The sequence below is a fragment of the Aromatoleum sp. genome (assembly GCF_036675785.1).
Taxonomy (GTDB): domain Bacteria; phylum Pseudomonadota; class Gammaproteobacteria; order Burkholderiales; family Rhodocyclaceae; genus Aromatoleum.
This window is the reverse complement of the sequence record NZ_JAKFEF010000059.1, coordinates 1-20,366: the sequence shown is the minus strand read 5'-3', so window position 1 is coordinate 20,366 and position 20,366 is coordinate 1. Positions and strand designations below refer to the sequence as shown.

Here is a 20,366-nt window from a genome sequence, read left to right as displayed (position 1 = left end):
GCTCAGTAGGCGTAGGACAACCAGCTCATCAGCCTCAGGTAGAGGCGGCCGAGCGGGTTGAGCGGGTTGCCTTGCGTCGGATAGGCCATCACCTCGGCCTGGCCGCCGACGCGGATCTGGCTGAAATCGTCGAGCTGGCCGGGCAGCAGTTCGACCTGCACCGGGAAGCGCTGCGCCGCGCGCAGCCAGTCGCGGCTGTTCTCCACGTTGGGCAGGCTGCCGGCCGGCGGAACCTGGCCGGCGCTGACGCCGCGGCCGATGCTGTGCACCCGACCCTCGAACACCCGTCCCGGCAGCGCATCGAGGACGATGCGGACCGGGCTACCCGGCTCGAGATTGCCGAGGTTGTTCTCGGTGAATTCGGCGGCGATCCAGACGTCCTCGATGGCGAGCAGGGTCATCACCGGGCTGCCGGCGGCGGCGAACAGGCCCACCTCGGTGCGGAGGTCGGTGATCAGACCGGCCGCAGCCGCGCGCACCTGGGTGTTGGCGAGGTCCAGCTCGGCCTTCTCCAGGGCGGTGGCAGCGCTGCGAAGCTTGGCGTTGTCCTCGCCGCTGCCGCCTTCCTGCTCGCGGGCGCGCTGCACCTCGGCGATGGCGGCGGCGATCTGGCTGCTCGCCTGCTCGTGGGTGGCGCGGGCGACTTCCAGCCGGCGCAGGGAAATCGTCCCCGGATCCTCGCCGTACAGGCGCTCGAGGCGATCACGATCCTGTCGCGCCTTCAGTTCGTTGGCGTGGGCTGCGCGCAACGAGGCGAGTGCCGATTCGATGCCGGCGGTGCTGGCGCCGATCTGCCGGCGCATCGACTCGAAGTCGGCGCGGGCACGCTCGGCGGCAATCCGGTACTGCCGGTCGTCGACGGCGAACAGCAGCTGGCCGGCCTCGACGCGCTGGTTGTTCTGCACCTCGACGCGGCTGACCCGGCCAGAAACTTCGGCAGCCACCGGCACCACGTAGGCCTGCACCCGGGCCTGCTGGGTATAGGGCGTGAAGCGATCGGCCAGCAGGTACCAGACCAGGGTGAGGACGATCAATACCGCCACCACGCGGGTGCCGCGCCGGGCCGGATCGGCGGGCTGGGTCTTAGCGCTCATTAACGGGGCTTCCACTGTCCGGTTGAGGGAGCGTCGGCGCCGCCTCGTCGAGCAGGTCGCCCCAGTCGGTGCGCTCGCGCATCTGCTCGCGGGTGGCGGGATCGAGCACACCGTCGCTGCGCTGCCAGCCGCCGCCGAGGGCCTTATACAGGGCGATCAGGCTGCTCGCCGCACTGCTGCGGGTGAGAAGATAGTTGTCCTGCTGGAGGAACAGCGCACGCTGGGCGTCGAGCACACGCTGAAAATCCGTGTAGCCTTCGCGGTACTGGACGGTCGCCAGGTCCAGCGAGCGCTCGGCGGCAACCGCGGCCTCGCGCAGGATGCGCTCGCGCTCGAGCGCCTTGAGCAGTCCGGTGGCGGCGTCGTCGGCCTCGCGGGCGGCCTGGCGCACGCTGTCGCGATAGACCTCGATCAGTTGCTGCAGGCGGGCATCCTGCACGCGGATGTTGCCCTTGATGCTGCCATGGTCGAACAGGTTCCAGCGCAGGCTGGGGCCGCCGAGCAGGTCGCGGCTCTGCGAGCTGCCGTCCACCGAACTGCCCGACCAGACGATGCTGCCGAGCAGGCTGATCGCAGGGTAGAGGTCGGTCACCGCCACGCCGACCCGCGCCGACTGGGCCGCCACCTGCAGTTCGGCGGCGCGCACGTCGGGGCGGCGCAGAAGCAGGTTGGCGGGCACGTCCTCGAGCAGGGCTTGATCCAGCAGCGGGATCGGGCCATCGGTCTCGGCCAGTTCCAGCAACGGCTCCGGCGGGCGGCCGAGCAGCACGGCCAGCGCATTACGCGTGCGCCGCACAAGGCTCTCGAGTTCAGGGATGCTGCCGAGGGTGCCGAGGTACTGGGTCTTGGCCTGCTGCAGGTCAAGCTCGTCGCTGTTGCCGCTGCGGAACAGGCGCTCGGTGATCTCGTAGCTGCGCTGCTGCCGGCGTGCGTTGTCGCGGGCGATGCGCAGGCGCGCCTCGGTGGTGCGCAGCGCGAAATAGGTTTCCGCCATCTGCGAGCGCAGCAGCACCAGGGCGTCCGCGTAATTGGCCCGGGCGGCAAAGTAACTGGCGTCGGCCGCCTCGATCGCGCGGCTGAAGCGTCCCCAGAAGTCCAGTTCCCAGCCGATGTCGAAGCCGGCGCTGTACTGCCACAGGTGGCGGTCGAGCGGGCGGTCGCCGCCCGACTCGTTGCGATCCAGATAGAAGGCATCGGCAGTGGCCTGCTGCAGTTGCGGATAGCGACCGCTGTAGGCGATGCCGAGCTGGGCGCGCGCTTCGAGCACGCGCAGGCCGGCGATCCGCAAGGCGGGGTTGCCGGCGTCGGCCTCGGCGATCAGGCGGTCGAGCACCGGGTCGTCGAACAGGCGCCACCACCGCCGACTGTCCGGTTGCGGCCGCAGCTCGCCGAGCTGCTCCAGCGCCGCGCTGCGCCACTCCTCGACCCAGGCCTCGCGTGGCGATTCGAATTCCGGCCCCAGGCGCACGCAGCCGACCAGCCCGATCGCGGCGAGCATCAGCGCCTGGCGCATCAGCTGCGGCATGCCACCCCCGTCAGGCGTCGTGCGGGTGGTCGTCCACGGGCGGCAGCGGCTGGTCGTCCACCCACTGCCAGAACAGGTTGTAGCCGACCGCCAGCAGCACCGGGCCGATGAACAGGCCGATGATCCCGCTGACTACCATGCCGCCGAGGGCGCCGATCAGCACCACCGGCATCGGCACATCGACGCCGCGGCCGAGCAGCAAGGGCTTGAGGACGTTGTCGGACAGGCCGGCGATGAGGCTGTAGATGGCGAAGGTGATGGTGGCGGAGGTGACGCCTCGGGTGGCGAAGACGACGCCGATCACCGGCAGCGTGATCAGCGTCACCGGCAACTGCATGATGCCCAGCAGCAGCACCGCCAGCGCCAGCAGGCCGGCACCGGGAATCCCCATGGCGATGAAGCCGATCCCGATCAGCAGCATCTGGATGAAGGCGATGCCGACCACCCCCTGGGCCACCGCGCGGATGGTGGCGGTACACAGCGCGGCGAGCCCAGCACCCCTGTCCGGGCCGGCGAGCCGCGTGGCGATGAGCACCGCATTCCGGCTGCCGGCCTCGCCGTAGGCCATTATGATGCCGGCGACGATGATGGCGCCGAAGAAGATCAGCATGCTGGCGCCCATGCTGGCCAGCTTCGCGAGCAGGTTCAGCGACATCTCCTTCAAATCCGGCGCGAACTTCTGCAGCGCGCCGGTGAGGTTGGTCGCCGCCTGCTCCCAGAAGCCATACACCGCGTTGCCGATCACGGGCCAGCTCGCCACCGATTCGACCGGCGGCGGCACGCGCCAGGCGCCGCTCCTGACCGCGGCGATGCTGTTCCGGGCGGACTCGGCCAACGACTCGGCGAACATGAAGATGGGCACCAGCAGCAGCACCAGGGCGATCAGCACCAACAGCGTGGCGGCGCGCGCATCGCTGCCCCCCATGTACGCCTTCAGGCGGCGGTGCAGCGGATAGAGGGTGACGGCCAGGATCAGCGACCACAGCATCAGGTCGAGAAAGGGGCGGAACACCCGGTAACAGAAAACAGCCAACACGGCGATCAGGCCGGCCCGGATCAGCACGTCCAGCATGCCTTGGGTTTGCTGCTGCGGTGTCGCCATGGGTCATCTCCCTGCGCGCGGCCGCCGCGACTCGCCACCCGACGACGGCCAACCATTCGGAATGCTACCCGATGTCTTGACGCCGTGGCGTGGGGAAAGCGGCGCGCCGGATGCCATTCTTGCCTGCAGCAGGAGCCGGTTTCGCGCTGCGTCGAAGATCCATGTCCCGTGAGCGGCGAAAAAAGTCGATCCCCCTCAGCGTAAACGCTTCGCGGGGATCGGAGGCGCAATGATCACGGGGGGAATATCTCTCGCATTTTTGCCAAGTTTTCCGGCCGAAGCTTAGCGAGCACGTGTGGTAAGAGCTGTGATAAATGAGAAAAAGGCCATATCCGTCAAGTCGCTGTTTCGACTCGTGGGTATGGCCTTTTCAGGTGTCTGGCGGAGAGGGCGGGATTCGAACCCGCGTCAGGGTATTACCCTGAACACGCTTTCCAGGCGTGCGACTTAAACCACTCATCCACCTCTCCGTGGAAGCCGCGCATTGTAGCAGAAAGGGTTGATCGCGGAAGCCCCGGCTTCCGCTGCCCCGGCTTCCGCTGCGGCTTTCGGACGCTGCACGACCTGCGCGGGGGTCGGCGCGCCGACTGCGGGCGCCCGTTCTCGCCGGTGTTCCACCCCACTGCCGCCCGCTGCGTTCACGCCCCCGGGGCCGACGACCCGGAGGGTAGTGCGGCTTCGTCGGCGGGTAGCCGCGGGTAGCGGACGAAGTCGACGAGGTCCTGGATCTCCTGCGGCGGCGGCCGGGTGAGGAGGCTGACGACGACGATCGTCGCGAATCCGAGCGGCACGCCGAAGACGCCGCTCGAGATCGGGTTGATGCCGAACCACGCCTGCTCCATCGATCCGCCGAAGAAGGGGTGGGTGCGGACCGCGTAATAGACGGTGACGCCGAGGCCGATCAGCATGCCGGCGACGGCGCCGGGGCGGTTCGCGCGTTTCCAGAAGATGCCGAGCACGAGCGCGGGGAAGAACGCCGCGGCGGCGATCGAGAACGCGAGGCCGACCATGAACAGGATGTTGTCCGGGCGCATCGATGCGACCCACGCGGCGACGACCGCGACGACGAGCAGTTGCGACTTCGAGATCACCAGCCGGCGTTGCGTCGAGGCGCTCGGGTTGATGACCTTGTAGTAGAAGTCGTGCGACAGCGCATTCGAGATCGTGAGCAGCAATCCGTCGGCGGTCGACAGCGCGGCCGCGAGCCCGCCGGCAGCGACGAGGCCGGAGACGACGTACGGCAGACCGGCGATTTCCGGCGTCGCCAGCAGGATGACGTCGGTGTTGAGGCTCAGCTCGGCCAGTTGCAGGAAGCCGTCGCTGTTGATGTCCTCGATCGCGACCATGCCGACCTTGCCCCAGGACGCGACCCAGTCGGGCAGGTACGAAAGGCTCGAGCCGATGACGTTGTTGTACACCTCCCATTTCGCGAAGACCGCGTAAGCCGGCGCGGTGACGTAGAGCAGGAAGATGAAGAATAGCGACCAGAACACCGACTTGCGCGCCTCGACGACGGTCGGCGTCGTGTAGTAACGCACGAGGATGTGCGGCAGCGCGGCGGTGCCGACCATCAGGACGAACACGAGCGTCAGGAAGTTGTTCCGCGCGTCGCGGCGCGCCTCGGGCGTCTCGCCGGGGTGCGCTTCGGCGTGGCGGGGGGGCGCGCGCGAGCGTTCGATCGCGGCGACGCGCGCGCGCTCCCACACTTCCCTCGCCTGCCGCGGCGTTTTCGGCAGATCGCGAAGCGCACGTTCCAGGTGTGCGATGTCGCGCGCCGGCGCGTTGCCGAGCCGCAGGTCGTTGAGGCGCTCGACCAGGATGCGCCGTTCCGCGTCGAGCGAATCGGGGAGCGCCGCGATCTTCCGCTCGTATTCGAACGCGCGCTGGGCGAATAGCGCGCGCGCCTGGACTTCCCTCGGCTCGACGAAAAGATCCGCTTCCTTCTCCGACAGCTTGTCGAGCACGCTGCCGTAGACCGCGGGCGGGATCGGCACGCCGGTGACCTTGTACGACAGGATCACGACCGGAACGAGGTACGCGAAGATCAGGATCACGTACTGGGCGACCTGCGTCCAGGTGACCGCGCGCATGCCGCCGAGGAACGAGCACACGAGGATGCCCGCGAGGCCGACGAAGAGCCCGATCTCGAACTCGACGCTGACGAAGCGGCTCGTGATCAGGCCGACGCCGTAGATCTGCGCGACAAGATAGACGAAGCTCGCGAGCACGGTCGCGCCGAGGCCGACGAGCCGCGCGACGTTCCCCTCGTAGCGCGCGCCGAGGAAATCCGGGATCGTGTATTGGCCGAACTTGCGCAGGTATGGCGCGAGCAGCAGCGCGACGAGGACGAAGCCGCCGGTCCAGCCGGTCACGAACGCGAGCCCTTCGAAGCCGGCGAAATACAGCGTCCCGGCGAGGCCGATGTACGACGCGGCGCTCATCCAGTCGGCCGCGGTCGCCATGCCGTTGAACACCGCCGGCACGCGCCGCCCGGCGACGTAATACTCCGACACGTCCGACGTGCGGCTCATCACGCCGATGCCGGCGTAGATCGCGATCGTCGCGAACAGGAAGATGTGGCCGATCACCCCCGCGGACAGGCCGAAGTGTTCGCCGAGCGCGAGCAGCCCGACGAAGATCATGAAGCCGACCGTATACCACGAGTAATAGCGGCGCAGGCGGCGCGAGAACAGCGCGGGAGTCGTCATTTCATCGGCTTCCCGGACGCCGGCCCGACCGAAGAACGCCGCGCCTCGAAATCGCCGCCGGTCTCAATAATTCACCCGCGCGTAGTACGACTTCTCGGCCGCCTGGCGAGCGTCGCGCAGGGTGCGGATGCCCTTCTCGGCGAGCAGCGGGATCAGTTTCAGGAACACTTCGGCGGTGACGGTCGCATCGCCGAGCGCGGTGTGGCGGCCTTGCACGGGGACGTTCAGCCGTTCGGCGATCGCCTCGAGCCGGTGCGACTCCTGGTTCGGATGGATCACCGCCGACAGCAGCAGGGTGTCGAGCACCGGCTGGTCGAAGCGGATGCCGGTGAGATCTTCCTTCAGTTGCAGGAAGCGCATGTCGAACGCGGCATTGTGCGCGATCAGCACGGTGTCGGCCGCGAACGCATGGAAGGCGGGCAGCACTTTCGCGATCGGCGGCTGACCGGACAGCATGTCGGGCGTGATCCCGTGGATGCGGATCGACTCCTCCGGCAGATGCCGCCGCGGATCGACGAGCTGCTCGAAGGACTCCTGGCGCCGCAACTTGCCATTGACGATGCGCGTCGCCCCGATCTGGATGATCTCGTCGCCGTTCGACGGGTTGAGCCCCGTCGTCTCGGTGTCGAAAACGGTGTAGGCGAGCTCGCTGAGCAGGCGCTCGTCGAGCGGGTGCGACCTCTCCGACCATTTGAAAAGGTCGAAATCGTAATACTCGGGCCGCCCCTCGCCCTCGACCGGGAGCGGCGCCTCGGCCGGCTCCCGCGGTACGGCCGCCGGCAGCAGGATGCGGAAGAACGCGCGATGCCGGACCTTCTCGCGCTCGAGCCACATCTCGCCGTCGTGGCGCTCGATGACATCGCGCACCGTCAGCGGGCTGTTCTCGTCGCCGATGCGCATCGGCTCCAGCTCCCAGCTCATCACCGTTTCGGTGCTCATCGCCTGTCCGGACCAGATCAGATCCAGATGCACGAGACGCCCCGCGCCCGTCAGCCGGAAGCGCACCTCGCGCACCTCGAACTCGTCCGACAGGCGGTTCGCGAGATAGGTGAGCGCCTGCATCAGCGAGAAGCTGTCGACCTTCACCCACAGGGATTCGTCGACGTCCTCGAGCTTCGTCGGCAACCTCACGACCTGTTCGATGCGGCGTTGCGCTGCGGCGATAAGGTCGGCGCCGAGCATTTCCTCGAGCGGCCAGCGCGCCTTCAGCGAATCGGCGAATTCGCTTGCGGTCCGGTCAAGCCGGACGCTCATTGCGGCGACGTCGTCGCGGATCACCTTGCGGAAGCGGGCGCGCAATTCGTCCTGCAGGTCGGGGTATTCGAGCATCTCCGCGGCGGCACGGACGTTCGCGAGCGCGGCGCGGTTGCCCTCGGTGAGCGAATGCAGCATCTGGTCGCGGCGCGATTCGGTTTCGAACGTGCGCGTGATGTTGTCCAGCATCAGGATGAAGCCGGTGACGCTGCGTGCGCCCCCGCCCTCCTGGCCGACCGACAGCACCGGCGCCATCTGCACGCGCAGCAACTGGCCGGCGCGCGTCGTCGTCACGAAGTTCGCGACCGCCTGCGTTTTGCTGCGCTGCAGGCGATGTTCGATGGTCTCGAGCGCGTGCGCGATCAGGTTGCGCTCGAACACGCCGTAGATCGACCGGCCCAGACCGATCAGCTCGCCGCCGTCGGCGACCCCCGGTGCGTCGGACAGCGCGCGGAACTGCGCGCGCGCCCGGTGGTTGTAGAGCAGGATGCGCCCGTCCAGATTGCAGACGACGACGCTTTGCGTGAGTTCGGACATCAGGGCCGCGAGCCGGTTTTTCTCCTCCTCGACCGAGTCCTTCGCACGCGCGATCTGTGCCTCGACGTCCTGCAGCAGCGCGTCCCGCTGCTCGGCAAGTGCGTTGGCGTGGCGGGCGAGCGCGCGCACCTCCGGCGGACCGCTCTCCTTGACGCGGAACTCGCGGTTCGCGACCAGCATCAGGCTGAGGTTCTCCGCCATGCGCAGCAAACCCTGCACGTACTGGCGGAACAGGTTGCGCACGATCGCCACGCCGACCGCGAAGCCCAGCAGCGTCATCAGCGCGCCGAGCGGCAAGTGCGGCGCGACGGCCTCGATCAGCAGCGCGTGCGTCGGCCCCTTGGCTTCTAGCCACACGAGCAACGCGGTGACGACGAACGGCCCCGTCATCAGCAGGCCGAGAACGATCACCGCGAGCACGAAACGGGTGCGAGCGACCATCGATCACTCCGCTGCCAGCATGTTGCGGACCCGCTCCACGAGCTCCTTCGTCGAAAACGGCTTCGTCATGTAGCCGTCGGCACCGAGCGCAAGCCCCTTCGCCACCTCGGTGTCGCGACCCTTCGCAGTCAACATGAGGATCCGAACCGATTGCAGCCGCGGATCGGCCTTGATTTCCTGGCACACCTCGAAGCCGCTCTTCTTCGGCATCATCACGTCGAGCAGCACGAGGTCCGGTTGTTCCGAACGGATCATCGCGACCGCTTCCTCGCCGTCGTTCGCGATCGAAACCGAATACCCCTCCCGTTTCATCAGGAACTCGAGCGAAATGACGATGTTTTGCTCATCGTCGGCGATCAATATTTTTTTGGTCATGCTTTCCTCTCTCCCCCGACATTCTAAGTCATCGGGCGCCCGTCATTGGCGCCGCGTTTCGGCCGTGGGGAGCGGCAGAATGAAGGAAAATGTCGCCCCCGCGCCGGGGGTCGACGTCACCCACAGCCGACCGCCGAAATGCTCGATGATCTGGCGGCTGATCGGCAGACCGAGGCCGGTGCCCTGCGGCCGCGAACGCTCGTCGCCGCCCTGGCGGAACTTCTCGAAAATCACCGCATGCAGCGCGGCGTCGATGCCCGGGCCGTTGTCGGTCACGTCGACGCGCGCCTGATCGGCGTCGCGGCTCAGAACGACCTTTACCCGCCCGCCGCTCCCGGGAACGAATTTCGCCGCGTTCGATAGCAGGTTGAGCACGACCTGAACGAGGCGGTCGTGGTCCGCCAGCACGTGCGGCGCCTCGGCGGGCAGCACGAGCTCGACCGTCGCCCCGCGGTCGCGGAAGAGCTGCGCCGTCGTGTCGACCGCGTGCTCCACGAGTGCCCGCAGGTCGATATCGGTGTTGTGCCATTCGGCGTGGCCCGATTCGATCTTCGCGAGATCCAGCACCTGGTTGACGAGCCGCGTCAGCCGCTCGGTTTCGGACACGACGATGCCGAGAAAGCGGGAGCGGTCCGCAAGGTCGATCTTTGGATCATCGAGCAGCATTTCGGAGAACGCGCGGATCGACGTCAGCGGCGTGCGCAGTTCATGCGACACCGACGACATGAAGTCGTCCTTGAGCCGGTCGAGCTCCGTCAGGCGCTCGTTCGCCGCGCGCAGTTCGGCGGTCGCCGCTTCGAGCGCGCGCGATTTTTCCTCGAGTTCGTGCGAATACGCGCGGACCTGCGATGCCTCGTCGAGGATGTTCATGACCTCGTCGAGCCCGAGCGGCTCCTCCTGCGCGACGGACGCGACCATCACCCGCGCCGACGCGCTGCCGATCGCGCCGGCGAGCTGGGTCTCGGCGAACTGCACGAGGCCGGCGTCGCCCTTCAGGTCTTCGACGCGGGCGACGCCCCGCTCGCGCGCGAACTCGGCGAAGGCCCGTTCGGCGCGGGCCGCGCCGAGGAAACGCGCGACGAGCGGCAGCAGGTCGCGGACTTCCACGGAGCCGCGCCAGAACGTCGCCGGCGCCGTCCGCCCGCGCCGGAACACGTCGACGAACAGCGTCGCCTGACTCGCCTCCTGCCCGGTCGGCGCGCGCAGCAGCGAGACGAAGACGTAACAGCCGATGTTCGCCGCGAGGCTCCAGAACAGCGCGTGGCTGATGTTGTCGAGGCCGGCGAGGCCGAAAAGCTGCTCGGGCTTCAGCAGCGCAATGCCGAAGAGCCCGTGTTCGAGAAAGGCCGCGTCGAGCCAGCCGGATTTCGCGACCGACGGCAGCATCAGCGTGTAGGCCCAGACGACGAAGCCGGCGAGGAGCCCGGCGAGCGCACCGTCGCGCGTGCCGCCGCGCCAGTACATGCCGCCGAGCATCGCCGGCGCGAACTGCGCGACCGCCGCGAAGCTGATCAGCCCGATGCTTGCGAGCGCGTAGGCTTCGCCCGCGAGGCGGAAATACAGGTAGCCGAGCAGCAGCACGCCGACGATCGCGCCGCGCCGGATGCCGAGCAGCAGTCCGGTGAGATCAGGGTGGGCGCGCCGCGTGAACCAGCGGCTATGCAGCAGCACCGGCATCACGAGGTCGTTGCAGACCATCGTCGACACCGCGATCGTCTCGACGATGACCATGCCGGTGGCTGCGGACAATCCGCCGACGAACGCGAGCAGCGCGAGTCCCGTCTGTCCCTGCGCGAGCGGCAGCGACAGCACGAAGGTGTCGGGGTCGACCGCGCCGCGGCCGAAATACAGCAGTCCGCCGAGCGCGATCGGCAGCACGAAGATGTTGATCAGCAGCAGGTACGCCGGGAACAGCCAGGTCGCGCGGCGCAGGTGCTGCTCGTTCACGTTCTCGACGACCGTGACCTGGAACTGGCGCGGCAGGAAGATCACCGACAGCATCGCGAGCAGCGTCAGCGCGAACCAGCCGCCGTAGCCGGCGCTGCTCGCGCTGCCGATCCGGAGCAGCCCGGCGAGATCCGGATCGGCGGACGCGCGCGCGAACAGGTCGCCGAAGCCGCCATACACGCCCCACGTGACGAACGCGCCGACGACGAGGAACGCGACGAGCTTGACCACGGACTCGAACGCGATCGCGGCGACCATCCCTTCATGCCGCTCGGTCGCGTCGAGGTGGCGCGTGCCGAACAGCACGGTGAACACCGCGAGCGTCAGCGCGACGTAGAGCGTGCCGTCCTGCACCCAATTGTCCGCCGGCATCGGGAAGAAACCTTCATCGCGGTCGCCCGTCAGCACCGCGTAGCCGCTCGACACCGCCTTCAGCTGCAGCGCGATGTACGGCACCATCCCGATCACCGCGATGACGGTGACGAGGCCGCCGAGAAGATGGCTCTTGCCGTAGCGGCTGGCGATGAAGTCGGCAATCGACGTGATGCGGTAGGTCTTCGCGATGCGGATCATCTTCAGCATCACGACCCACGACAACGTCATAGCGAGCGTCGGCCCGAGGTAAATCGGCAGGAACCACACGCCGCCGGATGCCGCGCGCCCGACACTGCCGAAATACGTCCACGCGGTGCAATAGACCGCCATCGAAAGCGCGTAGGTCCACGGGTTCGCGATCACCGAGCGACCCGCTTCGGCCCGTCGGTCGGCGAAATACGCGACGGCGAACAGCAGCAGCAGGTACGCGAACGAAACACCGACGACGAGCGGGCCAGTCAGCATTCGACGTCCTCAGCGCGCGCCACGTTCGACGATCCACGCGACGACGGCAAGCAACGCGGCCCAGGTCACGAACAGGAACACCCACAGCATCGGCAGTCCGAACCAGCCTGCGGGCCGGTCGAACAGCGATAGCACCGGATAGTTGAACAGCAGCACGCCCGTCAGAAACACGGCGACCAAGCGCTGCGCGGCAAGTCCCTTGCGCATCACGCGCTCCCGAGGATGACAGGGGAAAGGATTATAGCGACCCCGCCCGCCGGCCCTGTGCCGCCGCCGCTTCGCGGCACGGGCAAAAAAAGAAGGCGCACTCGCGTGCGCCTTCTCCTCCTCCCGTCTGTCGGCAAAGCCGTGCCTCGCTCCGTTTGTACTGCTCGGAGCCGGAGCCTCTGCGGGCTCCGTGCCCCGAAAGGGGTCAGCTCGCCGCTTGGCCGAGTTGGTCCAGGATCGCCGGATTCTCGAGGGTCGACGTGTCCTGGGTGATCTCCTCCCCCTTCGCCAGCTGACGCAGCAGCCGGCGCATGATCTTGCCCGAACGGGTCTTCGGCAGGTTCTCGCCGAAGCGGATGTCCTTGGGCTTCGCAATCGGCCCGATTTCGCGGCCGACCCAGTTCTGCAGTTCCTTGATGATGGCCTTCGCGTCCTCGCCGGTCGGGCGCTCACCCTTCAGCACCACGAACGCGACGATCGCCTCGCCGGTCACGTCGTCGGGACGGCCGACGACCGCGGCCTCCGCGACCTTCTCGTGCGCGACCAGCGCCGACTCGATCTCCATCGTGCCCATCCGGTGGCCGGAGACGTTCAGCACGTCGTCGATACGGCCGGTGATCGTGAAGTAGCCGCTGTCCTTATCGCGGATCGCGCCGTCGCCGGCGAGATACAGCTTGCCCTTGAAGTCGTCCGGGTAGTACGACTTCTTGAAGCGCTCCGGGTCGCCCCAGATGGTGCGGATCATCGACGGCCACGGGCGCTTGACGACGAGGATGCCGCCCTGGCCGTTCGGCACTTCGGTCCCGGTTTCATCGACGACGGCGGCGATGATGCCGGGGAACGGCAGCGTGCAGGAGCCCGGCACGAGCGGCGTCGCGCCCGGCAGCGGGGTGATCATGTGCGCGCCGGTTTCGGTCTGCCAGAAGGTATCGACGATCGGGCAACGCCCGCCGCCGACGTTCTCGTAGTACCACTCCCACGCTGCCGGGTTGATCGGCTCGCCGACCGAACCGAGGATGCGCAGCGACGACAGGTCGTACTGCTTCGGATGCACCTCCGGCTTGTTGTCCGCGGCCTTGATCAGCGAGCGGATCGCCGTCGGCGCCGTGTAGAACACGGTGACCTTGTGGTCCTGGATCATCTTCCAGAAGCGGCCGGCATCGGGGTAGGTCGGCACGCCTTCGAACACGATCTCGGTCGTGCCGCAGGCGAGCGGGCCGTAAGTGATGTAGGTGTGGCCGGTCACCCAGCCGATGTCGGCGGTGCACCAGAAGATGTCGTCCGGCTTGATGTCGAAGGTGTACTTCATCGACATGATCGCGTGCAGCAGGTAGCCGCCGGTCGAGTGCTGGACGCCTTTCGGCTTGCCGGTCGAACCCGAGGTGTAGAGGAGGAACAGCGGGTGCTCGGCGTCGACCCATTCCGGCTCGCAGGTCTCGGACTGGTTCGCGCAGACGTCGTGGAACCACTGGTCGCGGCCCTGCTCCATCGCGGTCGCCGCGCCGGTGCGCTTGACGACGATGACGTTCTTGATCGAGTCGCAGCCGCCCATCGCAAGCGCCTCGTCGGCGATCGGCTTTAGCGGCAGCGCCTTGCCGCCGCGGTGCTGGCCGTCGGAGGTGATCAGCGCGACGGCGCCCGCGTCGTTGATGCGGTCGCGCAGCGCCTGCGCCGAGAAGCCGCCGAACACGATCGAGTGGGTCGCGCCGATGCGGGCGCAGGCCTGCATCGCGACGACGCCTTCGATCGACATCGGCAGGTAGATGACGATGCGGTCGCCCTTCCTGACGCCCATGCCGCGCAGCGCGTTCGCGAACTTGCTGACGCGCGCCAGCAGATCCTTGTACGTGACGCGGGTGACTTCGCCGTTGTCGGCTTCGAAGATGATCGCGACCTTGTCGCCGAGGCCGTTATTGACGTTGCGATCGAGGCAGTTGTACGAGACGTTGAGCTGGCCGTCGGCGAACCACTTGAAGAACGGCGCATTGCTTTCGTCGAGAACCTGGGTGAAGGGCTTCTTCCATTCGATCAATTCGCGGGCGTTGCGCGCCCAGTAGCCCGCGTAGTCGTCTTCCGCTTCCTTGCACAGCGCGCGGTAGGCATCCATCCCGGACACCGCGGCGTTCTTGACCATCTCTTCCGACGGCATGTACATGCGGGTTTGCTGTTGCTCGTTCGACATACTGACCTCTCCTCAACTGTTCTGAATTGAAGCTGCCCGTCGCGGGCGGCCGGTTGGTTCCAGCCTGTTTTTCATTCGCGAAGGGGTTCGCGATCCGGGTGTGCATTTAAGGATAGCTATCTTACACACGACTTACAGCGGCCCTCGCAGCATCGGGCGCACGGAGGAAGGACCGCCCGACGCGCCGCGGGGCAGCGGCGACGGGCGGCGGCTGCTAGAATTACGCCCCATTGTTCCGCCCAACCTTGGAGAAGCCCCATGACCGTGATTCGCGAAGAAGACCTGATCCAGTCCGTCGCGGATGCCTTCCAGTACATCAGCTGCTACCATCCGCTCGACTACATCAAGGCTCTGGGCGAAGCGTGGGAGCGCGAGGAAAACCCGGCGGCGAAGGACGCGATCGCGCAGATCCTGACGAACTCGCGCATGTGCGCCGAAGGCCACCGCCCCATCTGCCAGGACACCGGCATCGCCGTGGTGTTCCTCAAGGTCGGCATGAACGTGCAGTGGGACGCAAAGATGAGCGTCCAGGAGATGGTCAACGAGGGCGTGCGCCGCGCCTACACGAACGTCGACAACAAGCTGCGCGCGTCCGTTCTGCTCGACCCGGCCGGCAAGCGCCAGAATTCGAAGGACAACACCCCGGCGGTCGTGCATTACGAGATCGTCCCGGGCGACCACGTCGAAGTCACCTGTGCGGCCAAGGGCGGCGGCTCGGAGAACAAGTCGAAGTTCTACGCGCTGAACCCGTCCGACTCGATCGTCGACTGGGTGCTGAAGACGCTGCCGACGATGGGCGCGGGCTGGTGTCCGCCGGGCATCCTCGGCATCGGTATCGGCGGCACGCCGGAGAAGGCGATGCTGCTCGCGAAGGAATCGCTGATGGCGCCGGTCGACATCCAAGAGCTGCGCGCAAAAGCCTCCTCCGGCGCCGCGCTCACGCGCGTCGAGGAACTGCGCCTCGAACTGATGGACAAGGTCAACGCGCTCGGCATCGGCGCGCAGGGCCTTGGCGGCCTCACGACGGTGCTAGACGTCAAGATCCTCGACTACCCGACGCACGCCGCGAGCCTGCCGGTCGCGATGATCCCGAACTGCGCAGCGACGCGTCACGTCCATTTTGAACTCGACGGGTCCGGCCCGGCGAAGCTCGAGCCGCCGAAGCTCGAGGACTGGCCGGACGTGACCTGGCAGGCCGACACGAAGGTCGCGACACGCGTGAACCTCGACACGCTGACGAAGGAAGAAGTCGCGTCGTGGAAGCCGGGGCAGGTGCTGCTCCTGAACGGCAAGATGCTGACCGGCCGCGACGCCGCGCACAAGCGCATCCAGGACATGCTCGCGAAGGGCGAGAAGTTGCCGGTCGACTTCACCAACCGCGTGATCTACTACGTCGGCCCGGTCGACCCGGTGCGCGACGAAGTCGTCGGCCCCGCCGGCCCGACCACCGCGACGCGGATGGACAAGTTCACGCGCATGATGCTCGAGCAGACCGGGCTGATCTCGATGGTCGGCAAGGCCGAGCGCGGCCCGGCGGCGATCGACGCGATCCGCGACAACAAGTCGGCCTACCTGATGGCGGTCGGGGGCGCGGCCTACCTCGTCGCGAAAGCGATCAAGACCGCGAAGGTCGTCGGCTTCGCCGATCTCGGCATGGAAGCGATCTACGAGTTCGACGTGCAGGACATGCCGGTCACCGTCGCCGTCGACTCGAACGGCACGAGCGTGCATGAGACCGGCCCGAAGGAGTGGCAGGCGAAGATCGGCGGGATCCCAGTCGCCGTCGACTGACGCGCGAACTCGACATCCTCGAGAGCCCGACCGGGAAAGCCGGCCGGGCTCTTTCTTTATGCGCCGCCATTGCGCAAGACCGCTGTTTTCCGGCGCGGGAGGCACCGGGCGCGAGAGGCGCCGGCCCGAGCCGCTGCCGCGACCGTCGAGCGGCCCTACATGCGGAAACAAAGTCGCCCGAAAACCCGCTTGATCCTCGTATTGCGCGAACCTAGGCTCGATCGTCGTGGGAACTTTTCCCGCCAACGACCGGGGAGAACGCTATGAAAATGACGGGCCGAGCGCGCGGGGAGCGGTTGACGGGCTGAGCGGGCGTGATGTCTGCGAAGGCAGCGAGCGCCGGCGTGGAATTCTTCACGGTGCGGCGATAGTATGAACATTGCGGCCGAAAGGATTCCGACAAATGCACTCGCCGACCCCACCCGCGTCCCTGCTTCAGGCGCTCCGGCGCGTGATGCGGCCGCTGGTGCGCCTGATGCTCAGGAAGGGCGTGACGTACACGTATTTCTCCGACATGATGAAGGGCGTATTCGTCGAGGTCGCGACCGGTGAATTCCGGCTCGACGACAAGCCGCCGACCGACAGCCGCATCAGCCTGATCACCGGCGTCCATCGCAAGGACGTGCGCCGCCTGCGCGAGGCCGCCCCCGACCTCGCCCTTGCGCTGCCGGAGGCGCTCACGCTCGGCGCGCATCTGGTCAGCATGTGGATGAACCGCGCCCCGTTCTGCGACAGTCCGGGCCGTCCCGCGCCGCTGCCCCGCCTCGCGAGCGTCGGCGGCGAGCGGTCCTTCGACACGCTGGTCGCCAGCGCAAGCAAGGACATCCGCGCCCGCGTCGTACTCGACGAGTGGCTGCGCCTCGGCGTCGTGCGCATGGACGACCAGGACCGCGTGCATCTGCAGACGAGAGCGTTCGTCCCGCAGAAGGGCTTCGACGAAAAGGCGGCGTATTTCGGCCACAACATTCACGACCACGCCTGCGCGGCGGTCCACAACCTGACCGTCGACGGGCCGCCCTTTTTCGAACGCAGCGTGCATTACGACGGGCTCTCGCCCGCCGGCGTCGACGAGATCCGCGCGGTCGTCGCGACGGAAGGAATGGAAGCGCTGATGCGCTTCAACGAGCTCGCGTCCGCGCTCGAAGCCCGCGACACGACGGCGCCGTCTGCGCGCCAGCGCGTCACGATCGGGCTTTTCTTCTACACCGAGCCGGCGCGCGAGGCGGCCGTCACGGCAAGCGAACGCTGATGATCCGCGCCCTCGTCCCCGGCCGCCTGCTCCACGCGCTTCGCGGCCTCGGGTTGTCGCTCGCGCTCGGGCTCGCCGCGCCCGCTGCGCTCGCCGCCGCCGCGCAAGTCTGCGTCGAGGCGAACCCGAACGACGCCGGGACGCCGCAGGACGGCGGGGTCGGCGGCACCGGCCGCGGGCTGGAGATAGGCGGCATCGGCGGGACCGGCAGCGCCCTCCGCGAGCCGGCGCGCGGAGGAGTCCCGGGTGCTTTCGGCCGCGCGGCGCCCGACGCAACCGGCCGGTCGTCGGTCGCCCCCGGAACCGCTGCGGCGACGCGGATCAGCCGACTGGAGGGCGGCGTTGGCGGCACGGGTAATGCCGCGCGCGGAGGCGTCGGCGGGACGGGGGCCCCGGGCGGCGAAGGCGGGATCGGCGGAACGGGAATCGTCGGCACAATTACCGGTTTCGCCTCCGTGTGCGTGAACGGCGTCGAAGTGCATTACGACGACGCGGTGCCGCTCGCGGAAAACGGCATTCGGGCCGACGTCGCACGGCTCGCCGTCGGCCAGGTCGTCGCGATCGAGGCGGGCCGCTCGGCGCGCGGCTTCGAAGCACGCAGTGTCGATATCCTGCACGCCTACGAAGGACCGCTGACGCAGGCGCCCGGCTCGGGGTCGCTGCGCGTGATGGGGCAAACCGTGCGGCTCGCACCCGGCGCCCGCGTCGACGACGGCTTGCGCGAGGGAGACAGCGTAAGCGTGAGCGGCCTGCGCGACGCGCAGGGCGAAGTCGTTGCGACGCGCGTCGAACGAGCGGCCGGTCTCACGTCGGCCAGCGCGGTCGGCACGCTCGGGCAAAGCGGGTCGCTGCACGCGCTCGCGCTCGCCGGCAGCGGTCCGATGCTTTCGAATGCGCGCGGGAAGGTCGTCCTCGTGCGCGGCCGCTGGACCGGCTCGACGCTCGACGTCACGACCCTTCGGCCGGATCCGGACCTTCCGTTCGCCGGCCGCGTCCGCGACGTGATCGTCGAAGGCCTCGTCTCGGAGCGACGGGGCAACCGCCTCGCCGTCGGCGGCTTTTCGGTGACGCTCGCGCCCGGCGCACGCTTCACCGGCGGGCAGGCGCCCGATCTCGCACCGGACCAGCGCGTGCGCATCACCGGCACATTCGCCGGCGCGCGCGCAGTCGAGGCGACGCGCGTCGAATTCGTTTCCGACAGGCTCGACGGCGGCAACGCCGGAGACCGCCGCGGGATGGGCGGCAGCGATCCGGGCGACAGCGCCCCGGGTGACGACAAGGCCGCGCAGCGCCGGTCGTCACCACCTGACGCGTCCGGCAGCGACAACACGCCGGGCAGCGGACCGGGTGGCGGGAACGAGCGGCCGCAGGACGGAAGACGGTCCGGCGGGCATGACAAGCGCGCTCGCGACGATGCCGGCGGGAAGACCGGCCGGGGCGAGACGGGCGGAGGCGCCGACCGGGTCGCCCCGCCGGACCGCGAGCACCGGCCGGAACCCGTGGTGCGCCCGGAGAAGGTCGAGCGCGTCGACAAGGTTGAGCGGCCGGAAACGATCGTGCGACCGGAGAGGGTCGAGCGGGCGGAGAGGATTGAGCGGCCGGACAAAGTCGAGCGCGTCGAGCGCCCCGAGAAACTGGAGCGCCCCGAGAAAGTGGAACGGCCGGAGAAGGTGGAACGGCCGGAAAAGGTGGATCGGCCTGAGAAGGTCGAGCGACCGGAGAAGGTCGAGCGACCGGAGAAAGTCGAGCGACCGGAGAAAGTCGAGCGTCCCGAAAAAGTCGAGCGGCCGGGCCGTAGCGAAGCGCCGGTGAGAGCGGAAGAATTCGCGCTGCAACAATCAGGGAGGCATGGATGAAGAAGATCGAAGCGCTGCCTGTCGCCCTTCTCGCCGCGCTCGCGCTCGCGCTTCCCGCCGCCGCCGGCGAATTCGGCGCGTCGGTCGGGATGGACTACTCGAGCGGCGACTATGGCACGAACGAAACGAGCGAGACGTGGTACGTGCCGGTGGTCGGCAAGTACGAGGATGGGCGGCTCGGACTGAAGCTGACGGTCCCATACCTGCGGATCACGAACCCGTCCGTGGGGCCCGACGGCGAGCCGCTGCCCTGCGGCAACGCGACCGTGCCAAGCCGCAAGACCGAAAGCGGCCTCGGCGACGTCGTCGGCGCCGCGAGCTACGCGCTGCTCGACGGAACCGGGGGCGGCGCCATGCTGCTCGACGTCGTCGGCAAGGTCAAGCTGCCGACGGCCGACGAGGACGAGTGCCTCGGCACCGGCAAGACGGACTATGCGATCCAGCTCGACGCGGCCAAGGCCTTGGGCGGCGTGACGGCCTTCGGCACGCTCGGCTGGAAGAAATTCGGCGATCCGTCGGGGGCGAGCTTCCGCAACCCGATCTACGGCTCGGTCGGACTCGCGGCGAAGCTCGCGCCCGCGACAACGATCGGCGCCGCCTACGACTGGCGCCAGAAGGTCACGTCGCGCGGCGACGAAATCAGCGAGATGGCGCTGTTCGTCAGCCAGACTCTCGACCCGTCGTGGAAACTGCAGTTCTACGCCGTGAAGGGATTCAGCCACGCGAGCCCGGACTGGGGCAGCGGCCTGATCTTCAGCCGGCGCTACTGAGCTGAGCTGCGCTGCACGCGGGGGCGGTTGCCGGGCGACTTCCGGCGGCTTCGGCCCCCGCGCCCTTCCATGACGATGATCTTCGCGGGCTCGGCCAACCGAACCGGACGGCGTAAGAATAACCTCTGAGAATGGAAGGTCATCATCCGAAAGTCGTGGCCCGCCGCGCGCAGAAACGGCAGCCACCGTAGGCGCCGCCACCACCCGCGATCCCGGCATCGAGCGAAAGCCCTTGATAGCACAAGGGAAATCGCTTACCCGCCGTGCGGCCGGCATTTCCTCGAAATTGATTCAAATCATGGAGCCCCCTGTATGTGCTCCTCAGAATGCGCCTAACCTTCGGGTTATCCATCAACTACTCGGAAGCATGACAAAACAATGAGGGGAAAACCATGAGCGGCACCTTCACAAAGGCGATGGCTCGCAACATCTTCTACGGCGGGACGGTATTTTTCTTCCTGCTGTTGCTGGCCTTGACTTTCGATACC

The 20,366-nt window shown here is 67.8% G+C and carries 13 protein-coding genes, 1 tRNA gene and 1 pseudogene; 5 read left to right on the top strand and 10 right to left on the bottom strand.

Features of this window, described 5'->3' with window-relative positions:
• Nucleotides 1-2: 2 nt before the first annotated feature.
• The 10 genes from V6M37_RS12160 to acs all read right to left on the bottom strand — a co-directional run bounded on the left by V6M37_RS12160 (nt 3) and on the right by acs (nt 14,212).
• Nucleotides 3-1,094, bottom strand: a complete 1,092-nt coding sequence (locus tag V6M37_RS12160) for an HlyD family secretion protein (RefSeq protein ID WP_332673617.1) — start codon at nt 1,092-1,094, stop codon at nt 3-5.
• Nucleotides 1,084-2,619 carry a TolC family protein gene (locus V6M37_RS12155; protein ID WP_332673615.1) on the bottom strand — a complete coding sequence of 512 codons (1,536 nt, stop codon included), beginning with the start codon at nt 2,617-2,619 and terminating at the stop codon, nt 1,084-1,086. The genes V6M37_RS12160 and V6M37_RS12155 overlap by 11 nt, the downstream gene beginning before the upstream one ends.
• Nucleotides 2,620-2,629: 10 nt before the next feature.
• Nucleotides 2,630-3,721, bottom strand: a complete 1,092-nt coding sequence (locus V6M37_RS12150; protein ID WP_332673613.1) for an AI-2E family transporter — start codon at nt 3,719-3,721, stop codon at nt 2,630-2,632.
• A gap of 379 nt (nt 3,722-4,100) precedes the next feature.
• Nucleotides 4,101-4,191 (bottom strand) — tRNA-Ser (locus V6M37_RS12145).
• A gap of 168 nt (nt 4,192-4,359) precedes the next feature.
• Complete coding sequence (locus V6M37_RS12140; RefSeq protein ID WP_332673611.1) at nt 4,360-6,429, bottom strand: sodium:solute symporter family protein; 2,070 nt, start codon at nt 6,427-6,429, stop codon at nt 4,360-4,362.
• Between the two features lie 63 nt (nt 6,430-6,492).
• Entirely contained in the window at nt 6,493-8,661 is a 2,169-nt protein-coding gene (locus V6M37_RS12135) for an exonuclease domain-containing protein (RefSeq protein WP_332673609.1), read from the bottom strand.
• Nucleotides 8,662-8,664: 3 nt separating this feature from the next.
• Complete coding sequence (locus tag V6M37_RS12130) at nt 8,665-9,036, bottom strand: response regulator transcription factor (protein WP_332673606.1); 372 nt, start codon at nt 9,034-9,036, stop codon at nt 8,665-8,667.
• 42 nt (nt 9,037-9,078) lie between these two features.
• Entirely contained in the window at nt 9,079-11,823 is a 2,745-nt protein-coding gene (locus V6M37_RS12125; RefSeq protein WP_332673605.1) for a sensor histidine kinase, read from the bottom strand.
• A gap of 9 nt (nt 11,824-11,832) precedes the next feature.
• The gene (locus V6M37_RS12120) at nt 11,833-12,030 is read right to left on the bottom strand and encodes a hypothetical protein (protein ID WP_332673604.1); all 198 of its coding nucleotides are present in this window, start codon (nt 12,028-12,030) and stop codon (nt 11,833-11,835) included.
• 205 nt (nt 12,031-12,235) lie between these two features.
• The gene (gene acs / locus V6M37_RS12115; protein ID WP_332673602.1) at nt 12,236-14,212 is read right to left on the bottom strand and encodes an acetate--CoA ligase; all 1,977 of its coding nucleotides are present in this window, start codon (nt 14,210-14,212) and stop codon (nt 12,236-12,238) included.
• Nucleotides 14,213-14,470: 258 nt separating this feature from the next.
• On the opposite strand from acs, the gene V6M37_RS12110 reads away from it, so the two are divergent.
• The 5 genes and pseudogenes from V6M37_RS12110 to V6M37_RS12090 all read left to right on the top strand — a co-directional run.
• Nucleotides 14,471-16,003 carry a fumarate hydratase gene (locus tag V6M37_RS12110; protein ID WP_332673599.1) on the top strand — a complete coding sequence of 511 codons (1,533 nt, stop codon included), beginning with the start codon at nt 14,471-14,473 and terminating at the stop codon, nt 16,001-16,003.
• Nucleotides 16,004-16,406: 403 nt separating this feature from the next.
• The gene (locus tag V6M37_RS12105) at nt 16,407-17,252 is read left to right on the top strand and encodes a DUF6502 family protein (protein WP_332673598.1); all 846 of its coding nucleotides are present in this window, start codon (nt 16,407-16,409) and stop codon (nt 17,250-17,252) included.
• Nucleotides 17,252-19,108 (top strand): DUF5666 domain-containing protein, encoded by a 1,857-nt coding sequence (locus V6M37_RS12100; protein ID WP_332673596.1) that lies wholly within the window; start codon nt 17,252-17,254, stop codon nt 19,106-19,108. Before V6M37_RS12105 ends, V6M37_RS12100 begins: the two co-directional genes overlap by 1 nt.
• Nucleotides 19,105-19,878, top strand: a complete 774-nt coding sequence (locus V6M37_RS12095) for a hypothetical protein (RefSeq protein WP_332673594.1) — start codon at nt 19,105-19,107, stop codon at nt 19,876-19,878. Before V6M37_RS12100 ends, V6M37_RS12095 begins: the two co-directional genes overlap by 4 nt.
• Nucleotides 19,879-20,270: 392 nt before the next feature.
• Nucleotides 20,271-20,366 (top strand): annotated as a pseudogene (locus V6M37_RS12090) (cytochrome c); the annotation flags it as partial.